We start from the raw sequence: 17,484 nt of genomic DNA on the forward strand, positions 1-17,484 counted from the left end.
GGCGCACGCGCCCGTCGCCCGGACGCCGATCACTCGTCGCCGTAGATCCCGAGGATGTCGACGACGTACACGAGCGTCGCGTCCGCCGGGATCTCGCCCGAGCCGCTCGAGCCGTAGCCCTGGTCCGGCGGCACGACGACGACGACCTGCGACCCGACGGTCTTGCCGATGAGCGCATCGGAGAGGCCCGTGGGGATGTTCCCGCCCTCGCCGACGCTCCACACGGTGGGCGAGGTGCCCTCGTCCTTCCACGTGGTGTCGAACACGGTGTTGTCGTCCCAGAGGACGCCGGTGAAGTTGACGACGACGAGGTCGCCGTCTTCGACGGTCGCGCCGGAGCCCTGCTTGAGCGTCTCGACCTCGAGGTCCTCGAACGGGCCGGAGCTCGGGACGGTCACGCCGGGGCGCCCGTCACCGTCGAGCACGACGGCCGGGAAGCCGTCGCGCGAGAGCCGCACGGCGCCGTCGGCGCGATCGGGGTAGGCCTTGATGACGTCCATCACGAACACGAGGGTGTCGCCGGGGGCGATGCCCTGCGCGTCGTTGCCGCGGTCGGGGCCGTAGAACTCCTCGGCGGTCGTCGTCACCACGACGCGGCTGCCGTCGCGGGCGCAGCTGAGGCCCTCGACGAGCGGGGCCGGGGTCGTCGAGGCGCTCGGGGTGAGCACCTGGGTCTGCTCGTCGTCGAAACCGGCGGTCGCGATGACCTCGCCGGTCGTGCCGTTGGCCCAGTACAGGCCGAGCTCGAGGAACTGGCCGGGCGAGAGGTAGTCGCCCTCCCCCTCGATGACCTCTCGGCACTGGGTGTCCTGCGCGGTCAGCGGCGTCGGGAACTCCACATCGGGCGTCTCCCCGAACTCGCCGCTCACGTGGACCGCGTCGACCGTCGCACCGCTCGTCGCCTGCGGCTCGGCGGGGGCCGCGCAACCGGTCAGGGCGACGGCGATCAGCCCGCCGGTGGCGATGAGCGCGAAGTACTTGCGCACGGATCCTCGATTCCTACGACGACGCATCGGGCAGGCCGGCTGGGCCGACCAAGGTCACAGCCTACCGGCAGCGCACCGCGCCTCGATGCGCCGCCGATCGGCCACGGGTTCACTGCTCGGTCGAGGCATCCTCGACGTCCGCCGGAGCCGCATCCTCGTCGCCGAGCGCGCGGCGGGCGGCCGCCCCGGCGGCCCGCACGCGCTTGCGGAGGCTCTTCGCGCTGACCTCGCGTTCGCCGAGGGCCCCCGGAGTCCAGAGCTCCACATCCTCGTCGCTGAAATCGCTCTTCGACGCGCGGCGCTTGAGCTCGGGCAGCACGGCACCGGGCGCCAGACGACGGGCGGTGATGAGGAACGCCGTGTGGCCGACCATGCGGTGATCGGGGCGAACAGCGAGGCCCTCGACATGCCAGCCGCGCACGATCGTCTCGTCGGAGGACGGTTCAGTGAACGCGTCCGTCGCGCGGATCGCCTCGGCGACGCGGGAGAGCTGCGTGACCGTCGCGACGTAGCAGAGCAGCACGCCGCCCGGCTTCATCGCCGTCGCCACGACGTCGAGGCACTCCCACGGCGCGAGCATGTCGAGGATGACGCGGTCCACGGTCCCCTCGGGCGCCGCGGCCGGGAGGGCATCCTGGAGATCGCCGATGCCGATCGACCAGTTCTCGGGCTCGAAGCCGTTGAAGGAGATCACGTTGCCGCGGGCGACGTCGGCGAACTCCTCGCGGCGCTCGAAGGAGAGCAGCCTGCCCTGCCCGCCGAGGGCGCGCAGCAGCCACAGCGAGAGCGCGCCGGAGCCGACACCGGCCTCCACGACCGTCGCGCCGGGGAAGATGTCGGCCTTCGCCAGGATCTGGGCGGCGTCCTTCGGGTAGATGATCGCGGCGCCGCGCGGCATCGACATGACGAAGTCGCTCAGCAGCGGGCGAAGGGCGAGGTACGACTCCCCCACGTGGTTTGTGACGACCGAGCCGTCGGGCAGGCCGATGAGGTCGTCGTGCTTGATCGCGCCGCGGTGCGAGTGGAACTCGGCCCCCGGGGTGAGCGTGATGGTGTGCAGTTTGCCCTTGGGGCCGGTCAGCTGGACCTTGTCGCCGTCGGCGAACGGGCCGGATCGGTGGGCGCTCATGCGCGCTCCTTCTCTACGTTCTCTGCGGCGGCCGTGCCGGCCGCTCGCTCGCTCGCCAGGCGGATCAGGCCGTCGACGTCGATCTCGGTCAGGCTCGGCAGCAGCACGTCGGTCGGGGCGTCGTGCAGTGAGACGACGTTCGGCACGCCGATGACGATCGCGCCGGCGCGGTGCGCGCTCGTCACGCCGGTCACCGAGTCCTCGATCGCGATGCAGTCGGCGATGTCGACGCCGAGCTCGTCGGCCGCCTTCAGATACGCGGCCGGATGCGGCTTCGGCTCGGCGACCTCGTCACCGGTGACGAGGAGATCGAAGGCGTCGAAGCCCGCCGCGTCGACGACATCCTGCGCCATCGATCGGATCGACATGGTCACGAGGGCGGCGCGGATGCCCGCCTCGCGCGCAGCGCGGAGGAGCTCAAGCGCACCGGGGCGCCAGGGGGCGCCGTACTGCTCGATCTGCGTGCGCACCTCGGAGGTCAGCCGGTGGACGATCTCGTCGGCGGAAAGCTCGACCCCCTTCGCTTGGATGATCGCCGCGGAATCCCACAGGCCCTTGCCGACCATCTCGAGGGCGTCCTCATGAGTCCAAGTGCCGCCGTACGACTCGATGAGCTCGGTCTCGGCGCGGATCCAGTAGGGCTCCGTGTCGACGAGGGTGCCGTCCATGTCCCACAGGACGGCGGCGGGGAGGCGGCGCGGTGCGTGCGACTGCTGACCGGCGGTTTCAGGAGATTCGGCGGTGCTCACGATGCCTTTCGAAGTGTTCCGGGTGACGATCCGTGCGACTCTCCACCCGAGATCGGGGGTCGCGTGCATTGGAAGCAGTCCCGCTCACGGCCGCGCGTTGGGCGGCGAGTGGATGTCGGGCGAAGCCGCCGGTGCACCTCCGGGGTATGACGAACCACACTATCGCGACCAGGATCACGACCTCGTCGGAACCGGCCGGCACGGCGCAAGCGGCTGGTCGGGGCCGCGAACAGTTCGATCGTCCTCCCGCACGCGGTGAGTCGGCATCCCGTCACGGTGCGCCAGGATCGGGGGCCGCGCTGCGGCGGTCGTACTCCGGCTGCGGGTCATCCGAGCTCGAAGTCTGCACTGCGACCCGGCCGCCGGTCGGCGAGAGCCGCGAGGGCGAGCGCTGCGGCGACCGCTGCCGCCGTCGCGGCCGGTGGCAGCAGTGAGATCACGGGGACGAGCGCCAGGAGAAACGCCGCCGCGGAGATGCGGATGCGGATGGCGCCGGCGGATGCGCGTGCGGCCACGGCGGCGCCGGCCAGCAGGAAGAGCGCCGGGCCCAGGGCGAGTGCCGCCGCGGCGAACCATCCCGTGCGGCCCTCGCCTGCGCCGACCAGTTCGACGAGGCGCTCGCCGCCGACGGCCGTGGCGAGTATGCCGACGATCAGTGGGAAGTGCCCGTAGGCGTACGCGTCCCGACCGAGGTGGGAGCGCGCCGGACCGCCGAGCCGCGCGAGGCGGGCGCGCAGGGCATCGGCGAACGACGCGAAGTACCACCGCCACAGGGCGAGCGAGATGAGGAGGCTCAGCGCCACGACGAGCACGACCGGCGCGCTCAGCTCGCCGACTGCGCTCGTGCCGATCGCCAGGAGCGTCTCCCCCAGTGCGAGGAGGACGATGAGGCCGTGGCGCTCGGCGAAATGGCCGGCTGCGGCGAGATGCTCACCGCCCAGCGCCGAGGTCGCGTAGGCGGCGATCACATCGGCGGCGAAGGCCGCGAGCCACAACCAGGTCTGCGCGTCGCCGCCGACGACCGCACCCACGACCAGCAACGTCCCGGTCGGCATCACCGAGGCGACGAGCGAGATGACGAGCTGCCGGCGAAGCGGGCTGTCGCCGGCAGCGACGAGGAAGCACGCCGCGTGCACGATCTTCACGGCCGTGTACCCGACCGCGATCGCCAGCGCCGCGCCCCGGCTCGACGACGACTGCTCGAACGCCTGCGAGATCGTGAGCGCGATGACGAGGACGAGGACCATCGCGACGATCAATCCGATACGGATGACGCCGCGATCGGCTCGCGCCTCGTTGCAGAGCCACACGAACGACTCCCACGTCCACCAGAGCAGGCCGAGGACGGTGACCGCATGGATCAGGCCGATCGCATCCGGCTGCTCGACGACGAGGTGCGTCACCTGCGTGAATGCGAAGACGAAGAGCAGATCGAAGAACAGTTCGAGGGTCGTGACCCGGTGCTCGCCGCGGGCGCGCACGACGAGGGGCGATCCGCCGCGGTCGACGGCCGCGACGACCTGCCGGAGCAGCGACCGGTGCTCGGTGCTCCGGTGCGAGGACGTGCTTCCCACCACTCGAGGATGACCGCAGGCCCGGACCCGATGCGCCCGTCGGCCTTACGGGCATCCCACTGGGCAGGGCGCACGGGGGTCGCGGCGGCTCAGGCGTAGAACGCGCGCTCGAAGTCGTAGTAGAGCCGGAGTGCCGCGGGGTCGGCGAACGGGAGGATCTGCGTCATGAAGACTCCGGCGATGCCGCTCGTCCGATCGATCCAGAAGTAGGTGTTGGCCAAGCCCGCCCACATCAGTCCGCCCGCGGGGCGGCCGGTCGGCGCAGGCTGCTCGTTGATCTGGAAGCTCAGCCCCCATGTCTTGTCGACCCCGGGGAAGAACTCGGCGTCGAGCGAGTACCCCGGGTTGGCCGACCTCATGGCCCGCACCCGTGTCCGCCCGATCGCATTCCTCGACATCGCGTGCACGGTCTCCGGAGCGAGCACCTGAGCGCCCGCCGCGCGTCCGCCGTCGAGGATCATGCGAACGAAGCCGAGGTAGTCCCGGGCGGTGCTGTACAGGCCGCCCCCGCCCATCTCGAACTCCGGATCCTGGGGGATCTCGAACTCGAGCTGCGGAGCGAGGACGTCGGCGGCCTCCCGCTGATGCACGGCGGCGAGGCGGGACCGCATGTCCGAGGTCAGCCTGAATGCCGTGCTGCCCATGCCGATGGGCCCGAACACGTGCTCCTCGAGGTAGTGACCGAGGCACTGTCCGCTGGCGGCCTCGATCATCTTGCCCGCCCAGTCGATGCCGATTCCGTAGCGCCACTCGTCGCCGGGATCGAACAGGAGCGGCGTGGCGAGTGCGGCATCCAGGCCCGAGATGAGGGGCGGCACGTCCCGCGCGACACGAAAGCGCGTGATGTCCGCGGCCCAGATCTCGTCGGCGAAGCCCGCCGTGTGCGTCAGCAGATGGCGGAGCGTGACGGGCCTCCGGGGCGGCCGCGTTCGCGGCATCCCCTCGTCGTCGAACCCTTCCAGCACCTGCACGGCCCCAAGGTCGGGCACCATGACGGATGCCGCTTCGTCGAGGTGCAGCCGGCCTCGCTCGACGAGCTGCATCGCCGCGACCGCGGTGATCGCCTTGGTCATGGAGGCGAGCCACACCACCGAGTCGGGCGTCATCGCCTCGGGGCGACCCAGCACGCGGCTACCGAAGGCTCCCTCGTAGATCGTCCCGCTCCGATCGGTCACGGCCGCGGCGACGCCGGGCACCAGCCCGTCGCGTACGGCGTTGCTGAGGGCCGCGTCGATTCCGTCCGCCCGTGCTGCGGCATCCATGCTGGTTCCATCCCCTCTGCGCGGAGGCCAGACTCCCACGGCTCGGGCAGCCGGTGAACCCCCGACCCGGATCGCGCGGTCGCGGGAACGCGGATCGACGCATCGGCGGAGCGGGCCGTGAGCCCGCACGTCAGATCGCGCCGGCCGGACGTCGCGGGTCGAGGCGCAAGGTCGCGGCGCGTGCGCCGGGCCCGAAGGAGGCGAGCCCCCCGTACTTGCGCCGGTAGGCGTCGTCGATCGCCGGCAACGCCGACGGTGCCGCATCGCTCAGCAGCACGTCGAACGACACGTCGCCGAGCCGGACCCTCCCGGAGCCGTGCCGCTTCGAGGCCCGATACCACTGCGAAGCGATTCCGCGCTGGGCGCGGACGTAGACCTCGCCGCCCGAGACCACCATCCCGATCTCCACCTCGGGGGCGTCCGGACCGCTCGCGCCCGCGGTGAGATGCAGCGAGAACGCCGCCTGGAATGCGCCGAGCTCGGGTCCGGTCCACCGTGTCCGTCCCGACGATCCTCCGCCGACGTCGCTCATGTCCGCACTCCTCCGCTTTCTCCGGTCTCGGCCGCGCGCCGTCGATTCGTCGTTCGCGCCGACCTCATGGCCGTACCGGCCTCCATGCTCCGTCCGAGGGCCGGCCGGCCGCGCCCGTGGTCGACGCGGGCCGATCCCGGGGCGCCCCCGGGGGCTCGCGCACCCGCCGCGGTCATCGGCCGACGGCCACGACGACCAGGGAGTCGACCAGTGGGTTGCCCTGGTGACTGCGTGCGTTCGGGACGGCAGGCTCGAACGAGCCGCCCGGGACGCCGTGGCGGGCCCCCATGGAAAGGAACCACCCGATGATGACCACCCCCACGTTCTCGTCGGCGGAACACGGATGACCGAAGCGCTGCCGCCCCTCGACCGGCTGCTCGTGCTCGAAGAACTGCGTCGCCTGCAAGCGCGGCTCTGCGACGCGGCCGTCGCCCGCGAGTGGACCGAGGTGGACGCCCTGTTCAGCGCCGACGGCCGCTTCCGGGCGTACGAGATCGGAGGCGAACTGGCCTGCTTCACGTCGAGCCCCGGCATCGGCGCGGCTCTCGAGCATGCGGTCGGCGCTGGGCGGGTCGTCCTGAGCTCGAGCGACGAGGAACTCGACGCGCTCGCCGAGGATCGCGCCGACGGAACCTGGACGATCGACGACTCCTGGTACGCGGACGACGGCGATCGGGCGGTGCACGGCGCCGGGTCGCTCGCGCTCGGGTATCGACGCGAGGACGGACAGTGGAGGATCGCGACCGCCGAGTACACCAGGACCGCACGTGAACCGGCTTGAGGCGCTCCCCGCGCCGCTGCGGCGCCCGATACACTCCCTACCCATGGTGCCCAGGGAGCACGGGCCCGGTCTGATCGGGCGCCGCCGCGAGCAGGAGCGGCTCGATCGGCTCATCGCGAGCGTCCGCGGCGGCGAGAGCCGCGCGCTGGTGATCCGCGCCGAAGCCGGGCTCGGGAAGACGCTGCTGCTGGATCACCTCGCCGCGCAGGCCCGGGGCTGCCGCGTGCTGCGGGTCGTCGGCGTCGAGTCCGAAATGGAACTCGCCCACGCGGGCCTGCAGCAGCTCTGCGCGCCGATCGTCGACGGCATCGACGCGCTGCCCGAACCGCAGTCGCTCGCCCTCGGCGTCGCGCTCGGCCTGCGCACCGGGCCGGCGCCCGACCGCTTCCTGCTGGGCCTGGCCGTGCTCGGACTGCTCAGCCATGCCGCCGAGGCGCAGCCGCTGCTCTGCCTCGTCGACGACGCCCAGTGGCTCGATCAGGCCTCCTCCCAAGTACTGACGTTCGCCGCCCGACGCCTCGTCGCCGAGTCCGTCGGACTCGTCTTCGCGGTGCGCGAGCCGGTCGACGAACGCTTCGCCGCGATCGAGGACCTGGTCGTCCGACCGCTCGATGACGACGCCGCACGGACGCTGCTCGGCTCGGTCCTCAGCGGGCCGATCGACCCCGCGGTGCGCGATCGGATCATCGCCGAAGCGCACGGGAACCCGCTCGCCCTCGTCGAACTGCATCGCGGCGTCGGCGAGTTCGGACCGCCGGCGATCGGGCGGACCGGGATGGGCGCGAAGCTCGAGGACGCATTCCGTCGCCGCATCGAACGGCTCTCGCCGGAGACGCGGCGCATGCTGCTCATCGCGGCGCTCGAACCGGTCGGGGACCCCGCGCTCGTCCTCGCGGCAGGCGCCGAGTTCGACCTGGACGACTCGGCCATCGTGCCCGCCATCGAAGCCGAGCTCCTCGAACTCGGCGGTCGATTGCGCTTCCGGCACCCGATGGCCCGATCCGCCGTGCTCGCCGCCGAATCGGCCGCGGATCGGCGAGCAGCGCACCGGGCGATCGCCGAGGCCACCGACCCCGATCGCGACCCCGACCGGCGCGCCTGGCACCTGGCCGAAAGCACGATCGGGTTCGACGAGGAGATCGCCGCCGAGCTCGTGCACTCGGCCGACCGCGCCCGCCTCCGCGGTGGGATGGTCGCGGCCGCGAGGTTCCACGCGAGGGGCGCCGAACTGACCCCCGACCGACGCCTCCGCTCCCGACGCACCCTCATGGCCGCGGAGGACACACTCCGTGCGGGCGCCGCGAACGAGGCGCTCCGACTGCTCGACCGCATCGAGCCGGGTCTGCTCGACGCGCATCAACGCGCTCGCGCCGAGCTGGTCCGCGGGCATGCGCAGTTCTACACCCGCGGGACCGACAGCGTCGGCATCCTCCTCGAAGCCGCGCGAAGCCTGGAGTCGTATGACGGCCACGCCGCGGTCGCGACGTACTCGGACGCGCTCATCCGCGCCCTGCTCGCCGGTTCGACCGATCGCGACGCCGGCATCGAACAGGTCGCGGCGGGCATTCTCGCAGCGGACCCGAGCGACCTCGATGCCCGCTCGGGCGCCGCGTTCGAGGCGCTTCGCGGTCTCGCCATCCTCATCCGCGACGGATACGCGGCCGCCGCCCCGACGTTGCGCGCGGCGCTCGCAGCCCTCCGGTCGCCGGCCGCGGTCGCCGGGAGCGGGCGCCGAACCGACCCGCGTCGTGGACTCGGCGCCGACGTGAGCGAGGGCATCCGGGCGATGAGCTGGATGCCGCTGACCTGCCTGGTCGCGCGAGTCCTGCTCGATGACGCCGTGCTCGAGGAGTGCTCGCGCGAGTTCGTCGACGCCTGCCTGGCCGACGGGGTGCTCTCGAGGCTCGCGATGGCGACGGCCGAGTACTATCCGGTCCTGCTCATGAGCGGCCGGATCGCCGAAGCCGAAGGGCTGCACGAACGCGTCCGCGACGTCATGTCGGCGACGGATGTGCCGGCCCACCCGGACCGCGGCGGCTGGTTCGCCGCCTACCGCGGCGACGACGAGGCCGCGCGTCGCTCGTCGGAGGCGGTGCACGCCCGAGTCGCCGCGCGGCGGGAGCGCCAGTGGTTGCTTGCGGACGCCGTGGTGGCGGGTGTCCTGCACAACTCGCAAGCGCGCTATGCCGAGGCGTTGGCGGCGACGACCACGGTGGACGGGCATCCGTTCGACCTCGGCATGGCCGGTTGGGTGCTGCCGGAGCAGGTCGAGGCCGCCGTTCGGTCGGGCGACCCCGAACTGGGCAGAGCCGCAGCCGAGCGCCTCGACGAGATCGCGGCCGCGTCCGGCACCGACCTGGCGGTCGGTCTTGCGGCGCGGTCGGCGGCGCTGCTGGCCGATGACGCGGACGCCGAGGCCCTCTACCTGGCCGCGATCGACGCCCTCGCACGCACCCGCATCGGCACCGCACAAGCCCGCGCCCACCTGCTCTACGGCGAATGGCTGCGCCGGCAGAACCGTCGCGTCGAAGCCCGCGAGAGCCTCCGCCTGGCCCACGAACGATTCGTCGCCGACGGCGCCCACGCCTTCGCCGAACGCGCCGCCCGCGAACTGTCCGCCACCGGCGAGATCGTGCACCGCTCCGCCGTCGGCCCCGTCGACGAACTCACCGCCCAGGAACGCCAGATCGCCCGCCTGGCCGCCGGCGGCGCCACCAACCCCGAGATCGGCGCCCAACTCTTCCTCAGCCCCCGCACCGTCGAATGGCACCTGCGCAAAGTGTTCGGCAAACTCGCCGTCACCTCCCGCCGCCAACTCGCCGCAGCCCTGCGCGACCCCGCCGCCGCAACCGGCTGAACACCCCCGGGGAGCGACCAGGGAGCACGATTCGGGGAATCGAGTCGTTCGTCCCTGGTGCGCGCACCCGGTGCGGGAGTTGACTTCCGGAGAACACGCACGGACGCCCGACTGCGCCCGGACCGGAAGGGATCCCCGACCATGCACCCCACCCCCGAGTCGCCTTGGACGCAGCGCGCGACGGAACCCCCGGTGTCTCTGAGCGGCGCGAGCACGCCGACCGTGCGGGCGCTGCCGCCGCGCCCCTCGAACTCGACGAGCTCGACGCCGGGCGAGCGCCGACCCGGTCTGATCGGCCGTCGGCGCGAGCGGGACCGACTCGATCGGGTGGTCGCGAGCGTCCGAGGCGGTGAGAGCCGTGCCCTCGTGGTGCGCGCTGCAGCGGGACTCGGCAAGACGATGCTGCTCGATCAGCTCGCGGAACGGGCATCCGGCTGCCGCGTGCTGCGGGTCGTCGGCGTCGAATCCGAGATGGAGCTCGCCCTCGCGGGCCTGCAGCAGCTCTGCGGCCCGATCATCGACGGCATCGACGCGCTGCCCGAGCCGCAGTCGCTCGCCCTCGGCGTCGCCCTGGGCCTGCGCGCCGGGCCGGCCGCGGATCGCTTCGTGCTGGGCCTGGCCGTGCTCGGGCTGCTGAGCAACGCGGCTGAGGCCCAGCCGCTGATCTGCCTGATCGACGACGCCCAGTGGCTCGACCAGGCGTCCTCCCAAGTGCTGGCGTTCGTCGCGCGCCGCCTCCACGCCGAGTCCGTCGCGGTCGTCTTCGCCATGCGCGAGCCGGTCGACGAGCGTTTCGCCGCGATCGAGGAACTCGTCGTCCGGCCCCTCGACGACGTCGACGCGCGGACCCTGCTGGATGCCTCGGCGCGGGGGCCGCTCGACCGCGCGGTGCGGGAACGGATCGTCGCCGAAGCTCGCGGGAACCCGTTGGCGCTCGTCGAACTGCACCGGGGCGCCGGGGAGTTCGAGCCGTCGGCGTCGGGCCGGGCCGGGATCGGCACGCAGCTCGAGGAGGCCTTCCTCGGCCGCATCCGGCGGCTGCCGGCCGCCACCCGCCGCATCCTGCTCCTCGCCGCACTCGAACCGGTCGGCGACCCCGGGCTCGTGCTCGAGGCGGCCTCCTCGTTCGACCTCGATGCCGCCGCGCTCGCCCCGGCGATCGAGGACGACCTGATCGAGTTCGCCGGTCTGCTGCGGTTCCGCCACCCGCTCGTGCGGTCCACGGTCGTCGCCGCGGAGTCCGCCTCGGATCGCCGGGCGGCGCATCGCGCGCTCGCGGATGCCACCGATCCCGAATCGGACCCCGACCGGCGGGCGTGGCACCTCGCGGAGAGCACCCTCGGGTACGACGAGGAGGTGGCGGCCGAACTCGTCCGCTCGGCGGACCGCGCCCGGGTGCGGGGCGGCATGCTCGCGGCCGCGAGCTTCCACGCCCGCGGTGCCGAGCTGACGCCGGATCGTCGGATGCGCTCGCGCCGAACGCTCATGGCGGCGGAGGACACGCTCCGGTCCGGGGCGGTGCAGGACGCGCTGCGGCTGATCGAGGGAGTGGAGCCGGAGCTGCTCGACGACCATCAGCGCGCGCGTGCCGACCTGGTCCGCGGGCACAGTCGGTTCTACGTCTCCCCCGGCCGGGACGGCGCCCGCGTGCTGCTCGAGGCCGCCCGACGTCTCGAGCCCTTCGATGGCGACGCCGCCGTGGCGACGTATGCGAACGCGGTCATCGCGGCGGTCCTCGCCGGTTCGCTCGCGGGCGAAGTCGGCATCCGGGAGACTGCCGCCGCGATCATCGCCGCCTCCCCGGCGCGGCCGATGAGCGTCGGTTCGGCGGCGGCGTTCGACGCGCTGCACGGGATCGCGACGGTCGTCCTCCACGGGTACGGAGCAGCCGCACCCTCCCTGCGGGCGGCGCTGGCGACCCTGCGCTCCCTCGTCGATGTCGCCCCGACCGCACCGGAGCGCACGAGCGACGTCCGCGGGTACGGCGCCGATCTCAGCGAGGACGTCTGGGAGATGCGCTGGCAGCCCCTCATCTGCCTGCTCGCCCGCATCCTGCTCGACGACGACGCGTATGTCGATGCGTCGCGGCGGTTCGTCGATTCCTCCCGCCGCAACGGTGCGCTCTCGACGCTCGCCATGGCGATGTCGGAGCACTACCCCGCCTTGCTCATGAGCGGTCGGATCGCCGAGGCCGAGGAGCTCTACGACGCGGTCCGCGAGATCATGGCGGCCAGCGACGTGCCGGAGGGACCGGACCGGGCCGGATGGTTCGCCGCGTACCGCGGCGACGATGCGGCCAAACAGGAGTCGGCCGCCGCGGTCGCGCATCGCGTCGCGGAGCGCGGCGAAGCCCAGTGGCGGCTCTCGGACCGCATGCAGGACGGCATCCTGCACAACTCGCAGGCGCGCTATGCCGAGGCGTTGGCAGCGACGGCGTCGGCCGACGGGCATCCGTTCGATCTCGGGTTGGCCGGTTGGGTGCTGCCGGAGCAGGTCGAGGCGGCCGCACGGTCGGGCGAACCCGACTCGGGGCGAGCGGCGCTGCGCCGCCTCCAGGAGATCGCCGAGGCGACCGGTACCGACTGGGCGGTCGGTCTTGCGGCGCGGTCGGCGGCGCTGCTGGCCGATGACGCGGACGCCGAGGCCCTCTACCTGGCCGCGATCGACGCCCTCGCACGCACCCGCATCGGCACCGCACAAGCCCGCGCCCACCTGCTCTACGGCGAATGGCTGCGCCGGCAGAACCGTCGCGTCGAAGCCCGCGAGAGCCTCCGCCTGGCCCACGAACGATTCGTCGCCGACGGCGCCCACGCCTTCGCCGAACGCGCCGCCCGCGAACTGTCCGCCACCGGCGAGATCGTGCACCGCTCCGCCGTCGGCCCCGTCGACGAACTCACCGCCCAGGAACGCCAGATCGCCCGCCTGGCCGCCGGCGGCGCCACCAACCCCGAGATCGGCGCCCAACTCTTCCTCAGCCCCCGCACCGTCGAATGGCACCTGCGCAAAGTGTTCGGCAAACTCGCCGTCACCTCCCGCCGCCAACTCGCCGCAGCCCTGCGCGACCCCGCCGCCGCAACCGGCTGAACACCCCCCCGGGGAGCGACCAGGGAGTGCCAGTCGACTGGTCGCGTCGTCCGGCCCTTCCCCATCGCCCCCGCGCCGCGTTGACTGTCAGGCATCGAACGGTTCTCGATCGAGGCCGACCACGGAGAGAGGACACCGACGATGACCGATGCGCCCCATCACGAGACGCCCACGTTCGGCAACCCCGACCTGCCGCCGGAAGGCGAGGTGAACACGGCTGGAGATCCGCAGAGCCTGAGGATGCCGGGTCCGCAGAATCCGGTGATCGAGTCCCAGTTCCCGAACCAGATCGACGCCCCGGCCACGGACGTCGGCACGCAGGCGTTCTTCTGGTCCTCGTTCAACATCTCCCCGAGGCGGGTGCAGCGCGGCGGCTGGGCCCGAGAGCTCACTCAGCACGACTTCGCGATCTCCGACGAGATCGCCGGCGTGAACATGTACCTGGAGGCCGGCGGCATCCGCGAACTCCACTGGCATCAGACCGCCGAGTGGGCCATCATGACCCGCGGTCGGTGCCGGGTCACCACCCTGGGGCGCACCGGTCTGCCGAGCGTGGAGGACGTCGAAGAGGGCGACCTGTGGTTCTTCCCCGCCGGCACCCCGCACTCGCTGCAGGGCCTCGGCCCCGACGGAGCCGAGTTCGTGCTCGCCTTCGACGACGGCGACCAGTCCGAATCCAACACCCTCCTGCTCTCGGAGTGGTTCGCCCACACTCCGCCGGACGTGCTCGCGAAGAACTTCGGCGTCGCCCAGGAAGCCTTCCAGGACATCCCCTTGCACGGCCTCTGGATCTTCCCCGGCGACGAGCCCGGCCCGCTCGAGGACGATCAGGCCGCCGCCGGCGTCGAGTGGGGCTCCGAAGCCGTGATCTTCCGGATGTCCCGGACGGCTCCTCGCTTCGAGAACAGCGGCGGCAGCATCCGCATCGCCGATTCCTCGAACTTCGCCTCCACCACGGTGGCCGCCGCGCTCACGGTCGTCAATCCCGGCTCGATGCGCGAACTGCACTGGCATCCCAACGCCGACGAGTGGCAGTACTACCTGCAGGGGCAGGGGCGGATGACCGTGTTCAACACGGGTCCGCACGCGAACACCACCGACTTCCGGGCCGGCGACGTCGGTGTGGTGCGGCGCAATCTCGGGCACTACGTCGAGAACACCGGTGACGAACCGCTCGTCTACCTCGAGACGTTCCGGTCGAGCCGCTACGAGGAGGTCTCGCTCGCGAATTGGCTCGCCCACGTCCCGCCGGCGCTCGCCGCCGCGCATCTGAACATTCCGCCGGAGGTGCTCGCGACGTTCCCGCGGACGACTCAGGGGATCACGCCGCTGCGCGGTCAGTGACGCCGGAGGTCCGATTCGGAGGGCTGCTCCCGATATCGGACGAAAAGCGGCGGGAAACCGACATTTGTTGCTGATCATGTCCCGCTGTGCGTGGTCGGCGGCGTGCCCGGTGATCCAATACAGGCATGCGTTTTCCGAGGTTCCCCCGAACGGAAACCGCCCTCGCAGCCGAGCTCCGCCCGTGAGCGCCGTTCGGGTCTCAGGGCCGGGTCGAGCCACGCTCTTCGGACGAGCCGCCGAAGTCGCCCGCCTCGACGAGTTCGTCGACCGAGTGGTGCGCGGCGGCGGCGGCACGATGGTGGTGCGCGGGCCGGCCGGCGTCGGCAAGTCGCGGCTCCTCGGCGAGGCGGCGGATGCCGCGCGCTCCCGCGACTCCTCGGTGATCTCGGCCTCGGGAGTCGAGTTCGAAGCCGAGATCGGCTTCGCGGTGCTGCAGATCATCGTCGCCCCGCACCTCGAGCACCGGTCCGAGCTGCCGGCCGGCCATGCCGAAGCGCTCGGCGTCGCCCTCGGACTGCACGACGGCCCGACCCCTCGACCGCTCGTGCTCGGTTCGGCCGTCCACTCGCTGCTCACGCTCGCCGCCGCGCGGCGCCCGATCCTCATCGTCGTCGACGACCTGCCCTGGGTCGACCCCGCCAGCGCCGGCATCCTCGCGTTCCTGTCGCGGCGGTTGGACGGGACGCGCATCGGCATCCTCATCGCGCACCGCTCCGAAGACGGACCGGGCGTCGAGCTCCCCGACGCCGAGGTGCTCGACGTCGGGCCACTCGACGAGCATCCTGCCCGGCAATTGCTCGCCGCTCGCCGCCCCGACCTACCCGCGCATCTGCGCGCACGGATCCTCGACGACGCCAGCGGCAATCCGCTCGCCCTCGTCGAGCTCTCGCGCGGGGCATCCGACGAACACCGCCGCTGGCCGGCCGTGCTCCCCCGCACCCGCACCCTCCCCCAGCGCCTGCTCGCCCTCTTCGCCGATCGCATCGACGCGCTGCCCGCGGATGCCCGCCGCGCCCTCCTCACCGCGGCACTCGACGCCCGGACCGGCCTCCGGGAGCTGCGATCGATCGGCATCACGGCCGACGACCTCGAGGCCGCGCAGCGCGTGGGCCTCGTCACCATCGACACGGTCCGGATGAGCGTCGTCTTCACGCATCCCCTCATGCGCGCCGCCGTGGTCGAGCGCGCGGAGCCCGCCGACCGGCGCGCGGCCCACGGCGACCTCGCGCGGGCGCTCGCCGCATACCCCGACCGCCAGGCCTGGCATCTCGCGGACGCCGCCACGGGGCCGGATGACCGCATCGCGGACGAACTCGCCGCACTGGCGCATCGGCTGCTCCGACGCGGCGACGCCAGCAGCTCGGTGCGCGCGCTCATCCGCGCCGCCCACCTCAGCGAGTCCCGGGCCGTCGAGAGCAGTCGCCTCGCCGAGGCCGCCTACCTCGGCGCGCACGTCACCGGCGAGATCGGCCAGGCCACGCAGCTGCTCACGCGCGCCGAGGAGGCGAGCCCGGAATCGGCGACGTCGCTGCTCGCCGCAACCGCCGGCGCACTCACCGGCATCAACGCCGACGGCGACGTGGACTCCCTCCACCGCCTGCTGGTCGCCGCGATCGAGCACGGCGACCACGACTGGAGTTCGGGCAACGACCAACTCGTCGAAGCGATCAGCGCCCTCGTGCTGCTGTGCTGGTGGTCGGGCCGCCCCGAGTTCTGGGAGCCGCTGCACCGCGCACTCGAGCGCTTCGGCGACGACCTGCCCGAACTGCTCGACGTGCAGAGCAAGGCGTTTCCCGACACCGTCCGCACGGGCGCCGCCGTGCGGGACCGGCTCGCCGCACTGATCGACACCCAGCAGTCGGTCTACGAGCCGCAGAAGATGATCCGGTTGCAGACCTCGGCGGTCTACCTCGACCTGCTCGGCGGCTGCCGAGCTGCCGCCTGGCGCATCGTCGAGGACGGGCGTGCCGGGGGCGCGGTCCGTTCGAGCATCGGCGGCTACATGCACCTCTGCCTCGACGACTTCGTGACCGGGCGCTGGGAGGAGGCGCGAGCCCTCGCCGACGAAGGACTCGCCGTCAGCCGGGACCGCGGCTACGACTACATCGCCTGGTACTTCGTGTTCAACCAGGCGCTCATCGAGTCGGTCCGGGGCGAACCGGCCGAGGCCTTCCGGCTCGCCGACGAGGTCACCGCGATCACCGCGGCGCGGAACGCACTCGGCGGCGAACGGTTCGGGCATCAGGCCCGCACCCTCGCGGCGATCGCGCAGGGCGACTGGGAGGCCGCGTTCCGGCACGCCTCCGCGCTCAGCCCCGCCGGCGAGTTCCGCGCCTACACGCCGCATGCGATGTGGGTGGCCTTCGACCTCGTCGAAGCCGCGCTCCGCACGGGGCGCCGGGCCGAGGCCGAGGCGCATGTTCGGGCCATGGACGACGTCGGACTCGAGCACGTGTCGCCGCGCATGGCGCTCATCGCACACGGCGCCCGCTCGCTCGTCGCCGAGCCCGAGGAGGCGGCCGCGGCGTTCGAGCGGGCCGTCTCGGTGCCGAGCGCGGAGCGGTGGATCTTCGACCTCGCCAAAGTGCGCCTCGCGTACGGCGACCGACTTCGCCGCGGCGGCGAGAGCCGAGCCGCCAGGCCCCAGCTCCACCTCGCGCACGACGCCTTCGAACGACTGGGCGCACGTGCCTGGACGGAGCGCGCGAACGAGTCGCTCCGGGCCGCGTACGACCCGGAGGTGCGCGGGACCGCGACCGGCGAGGCGCTGACCGCCCAGGAGCGCGCGGTGGTCGAACTCGCGGCCCAGGGCCTCAGCAACCACGACATCTCGGTGCGCCTCTTCCTCTCGCCCCGTACGGTCGGCGGCCACCTCTACCGCGCGTTCCCGAAGCTCGGTGTGACGAGCCGGGCCGGCCTGCGAGACGTGCTGGACCGGCTCGACCAGTGACCCCGTGACACGCCCGGGGGCCCGGCGAGGTCGCCCCGGGGCCCCGGCGGATGGTCCCGGGGTTCCGGCCGGCCGACGGATCGAGTCATCCGACCGAGGCGGCGGCCGGCGGGCCTGCGGTGTACTTGCCGTACCGAACGGAGGAACCCATGAACTCGATTGCAGCCTCGCCCCGCCGCTCCTGCGGCGCCGGCGCCGCGTCGACGTCGGGTCCCGCCGTGTTCGGACTCCGCCGC

At 72.6% G+C, this 17,484-nt stretch carries 11 protein-coding genes; 5 read left to right on the plus strand and 6 right to left on the minus strand.

Going from position 1 to position 17,484, the window contains the following annotated elements:
* Nucleotides 1-29: 29 nt before the first annotated feature.
* The 6 genes from GB864_RS18915 to GB864_RS04625 all read right to left on the minus strand — a co-directional run bounded on the left by GB864_RS18915 (nucleotide 30) and on the right by GB864_RS04625 (nucleotide 6,232).
* Nucleotides 30-986 (minus strand): FKBP-type peptidyl-prolyl cis-trans isomerase, encoded by a 957-nt coding sequence (locus GB864_RS18915; RefSeq protein ID WP_160423172.1) that lies wholly within the window; start codon nucleotides 984-986, stop codon nucleotides 30-32.
* A gap of 109 nt (nucleotides 987-1,095) precedes the next feature.
* On the minus strand, nucleotides 1,096-2,115 hold the full coding sequence (locus GB864_RS04605) for a tRNA (adenine-N1)-methyltransferase (protein WP_160423173.1): 1,020 nt from the start codon (nucleotides 2,113-2,115) through the stop codon (nucleotides 1,096-1,098).
* A complete protein-coding gene (locus GB864_RS04610) occupies nucleotides 2,112-2,864 on the minus strand; it encodes an HAD family hydrolase (protein ID WP_336603877.1) in 753 nt (250 codons plus the stop codon). The genes GB864_RS04605 and GB864_RS04610 overlap by 4 nt, the downstream gene beginning before the upstream one ends.
* 326 nt (nucleotides 2,865-3,190) lie before the next feature.
* Entirely contained in the window at nucleotides 3,191-4,438 is a 1,248-nt protein-coding gene (locus GB864_RS04615; RefSeq protein WP_160423174.1) for a low temperature requirement protein A, read from the minus strand.
* An 89-nt stretch (nucleotides 4,439-4,527) separates the two neighbouring features.
* On the minus strand, nucleotides 4,528-5,700 hold the full coding sequence (locus GB864_RS04620) for a serine hydrolase domain-containing protein (protein WP_160423175.1): 1,173 nt from the start codon (nucleotides 5,698-5,700) through the stop codon (nucleotides 4,528-4,530).
* Nucleotides 5,701-5,830: 130 nt separating this feature from the next.
* On the minus strand, nucleotides 5,831-6,232 hold the full coding sequence (locus GB864_RS04625) for a DUF2255 family protein (protein WP_160423176.1): 402 nt from the start codon (nucleotides 6,230-6,232) through the stop codon (nucleotides 5,831-5,833).
* A gap of 343 nt (nucleotides 6,233-6,575) precedes the next feature.
* On the opposite strand from GB864_RS04625, the gene GB864_RS04630 reads away from it, so the two are divergent.
* The 5 genes from GB864_RS04630 (at nucleotide 6,576) to GB864_RS04650 (ending at nucleotide 17,248) form a co-directional block, all read left to right on the plus strand.
* On the plus strand, nucleotides 6,576-7,013 hold the full coding sequence (locus GB864_RS04630) for a nuclear transport factor 2 family protein (protein WP_160423177.1): 438 nt from the start codon (nucleotides 6,576-6,578) through the stop codon (nucleotides 7,011-7,013).
* Between the two features lie 43 nt (nucleotides 7,014-7,056).
* Entirely contained in the window at nucleotides 7,057-9,870 is a 2,814-nt protein-coding gene (locus GB864_RS04635; protein ID WP_160423178.1) for a helix-turn-helix transcriptional regulator, read from the plus strand.
* A 192-nt stretch (nucleotides 9,871-10,062) separates the two neighbouring features.
* Nucleotides 10,063-12,954 (plus strand): AAA family ATPase, encoded by a 2,892-nt coding sequence (locus GB864_RS04640; protein ID WP_202106983.1) that lies wholly within the window; start codon nucleotides 10,063-10,065, stop codon nucleotides 12,952-12,954.
* Between the two features lie 141 nt (nucleotides 12,955-13,095).
* Nucleotides 13,096-14,298 (plus strand): cupin domain-containing protein, encoded by a 1,203-nt coding sequence (locus GB864_RS04645; RefSeq protein WP_160423180.1) that lies wholly within the window; start codon nucleotides 13,096-13,098, stop codon nucleotides 14,296-14,298.
* 181 nt (nucleotides 14,299-14,479) lie between these two features.
* The gene (locus GB864_RS04650) at nucleotides 14,480-17,248 is read left to right on the plus strand and encodes an AAA family ATPase (protein WP_160423181.1); all 2,769 of its coding nucleotides are present in this window, start codon (nucleotides 14,480-14,482) and stop codon (nucleotides 17,246-17,248) included.
* The last annotated feature ends 236 nt before the right edge of the window (nucleotides 17,249-17,484 follow it).

Source organism: Agromyces seonyuensis, assembly GCF_009789225.1.
GTDB classification, from domain to species: domain Bacteria; phylum Actinomycetota; class Actinomycetes; order Actinomycetales; family Microbacteriaceae; genus Agromyces; species Agromyces seonyuensis.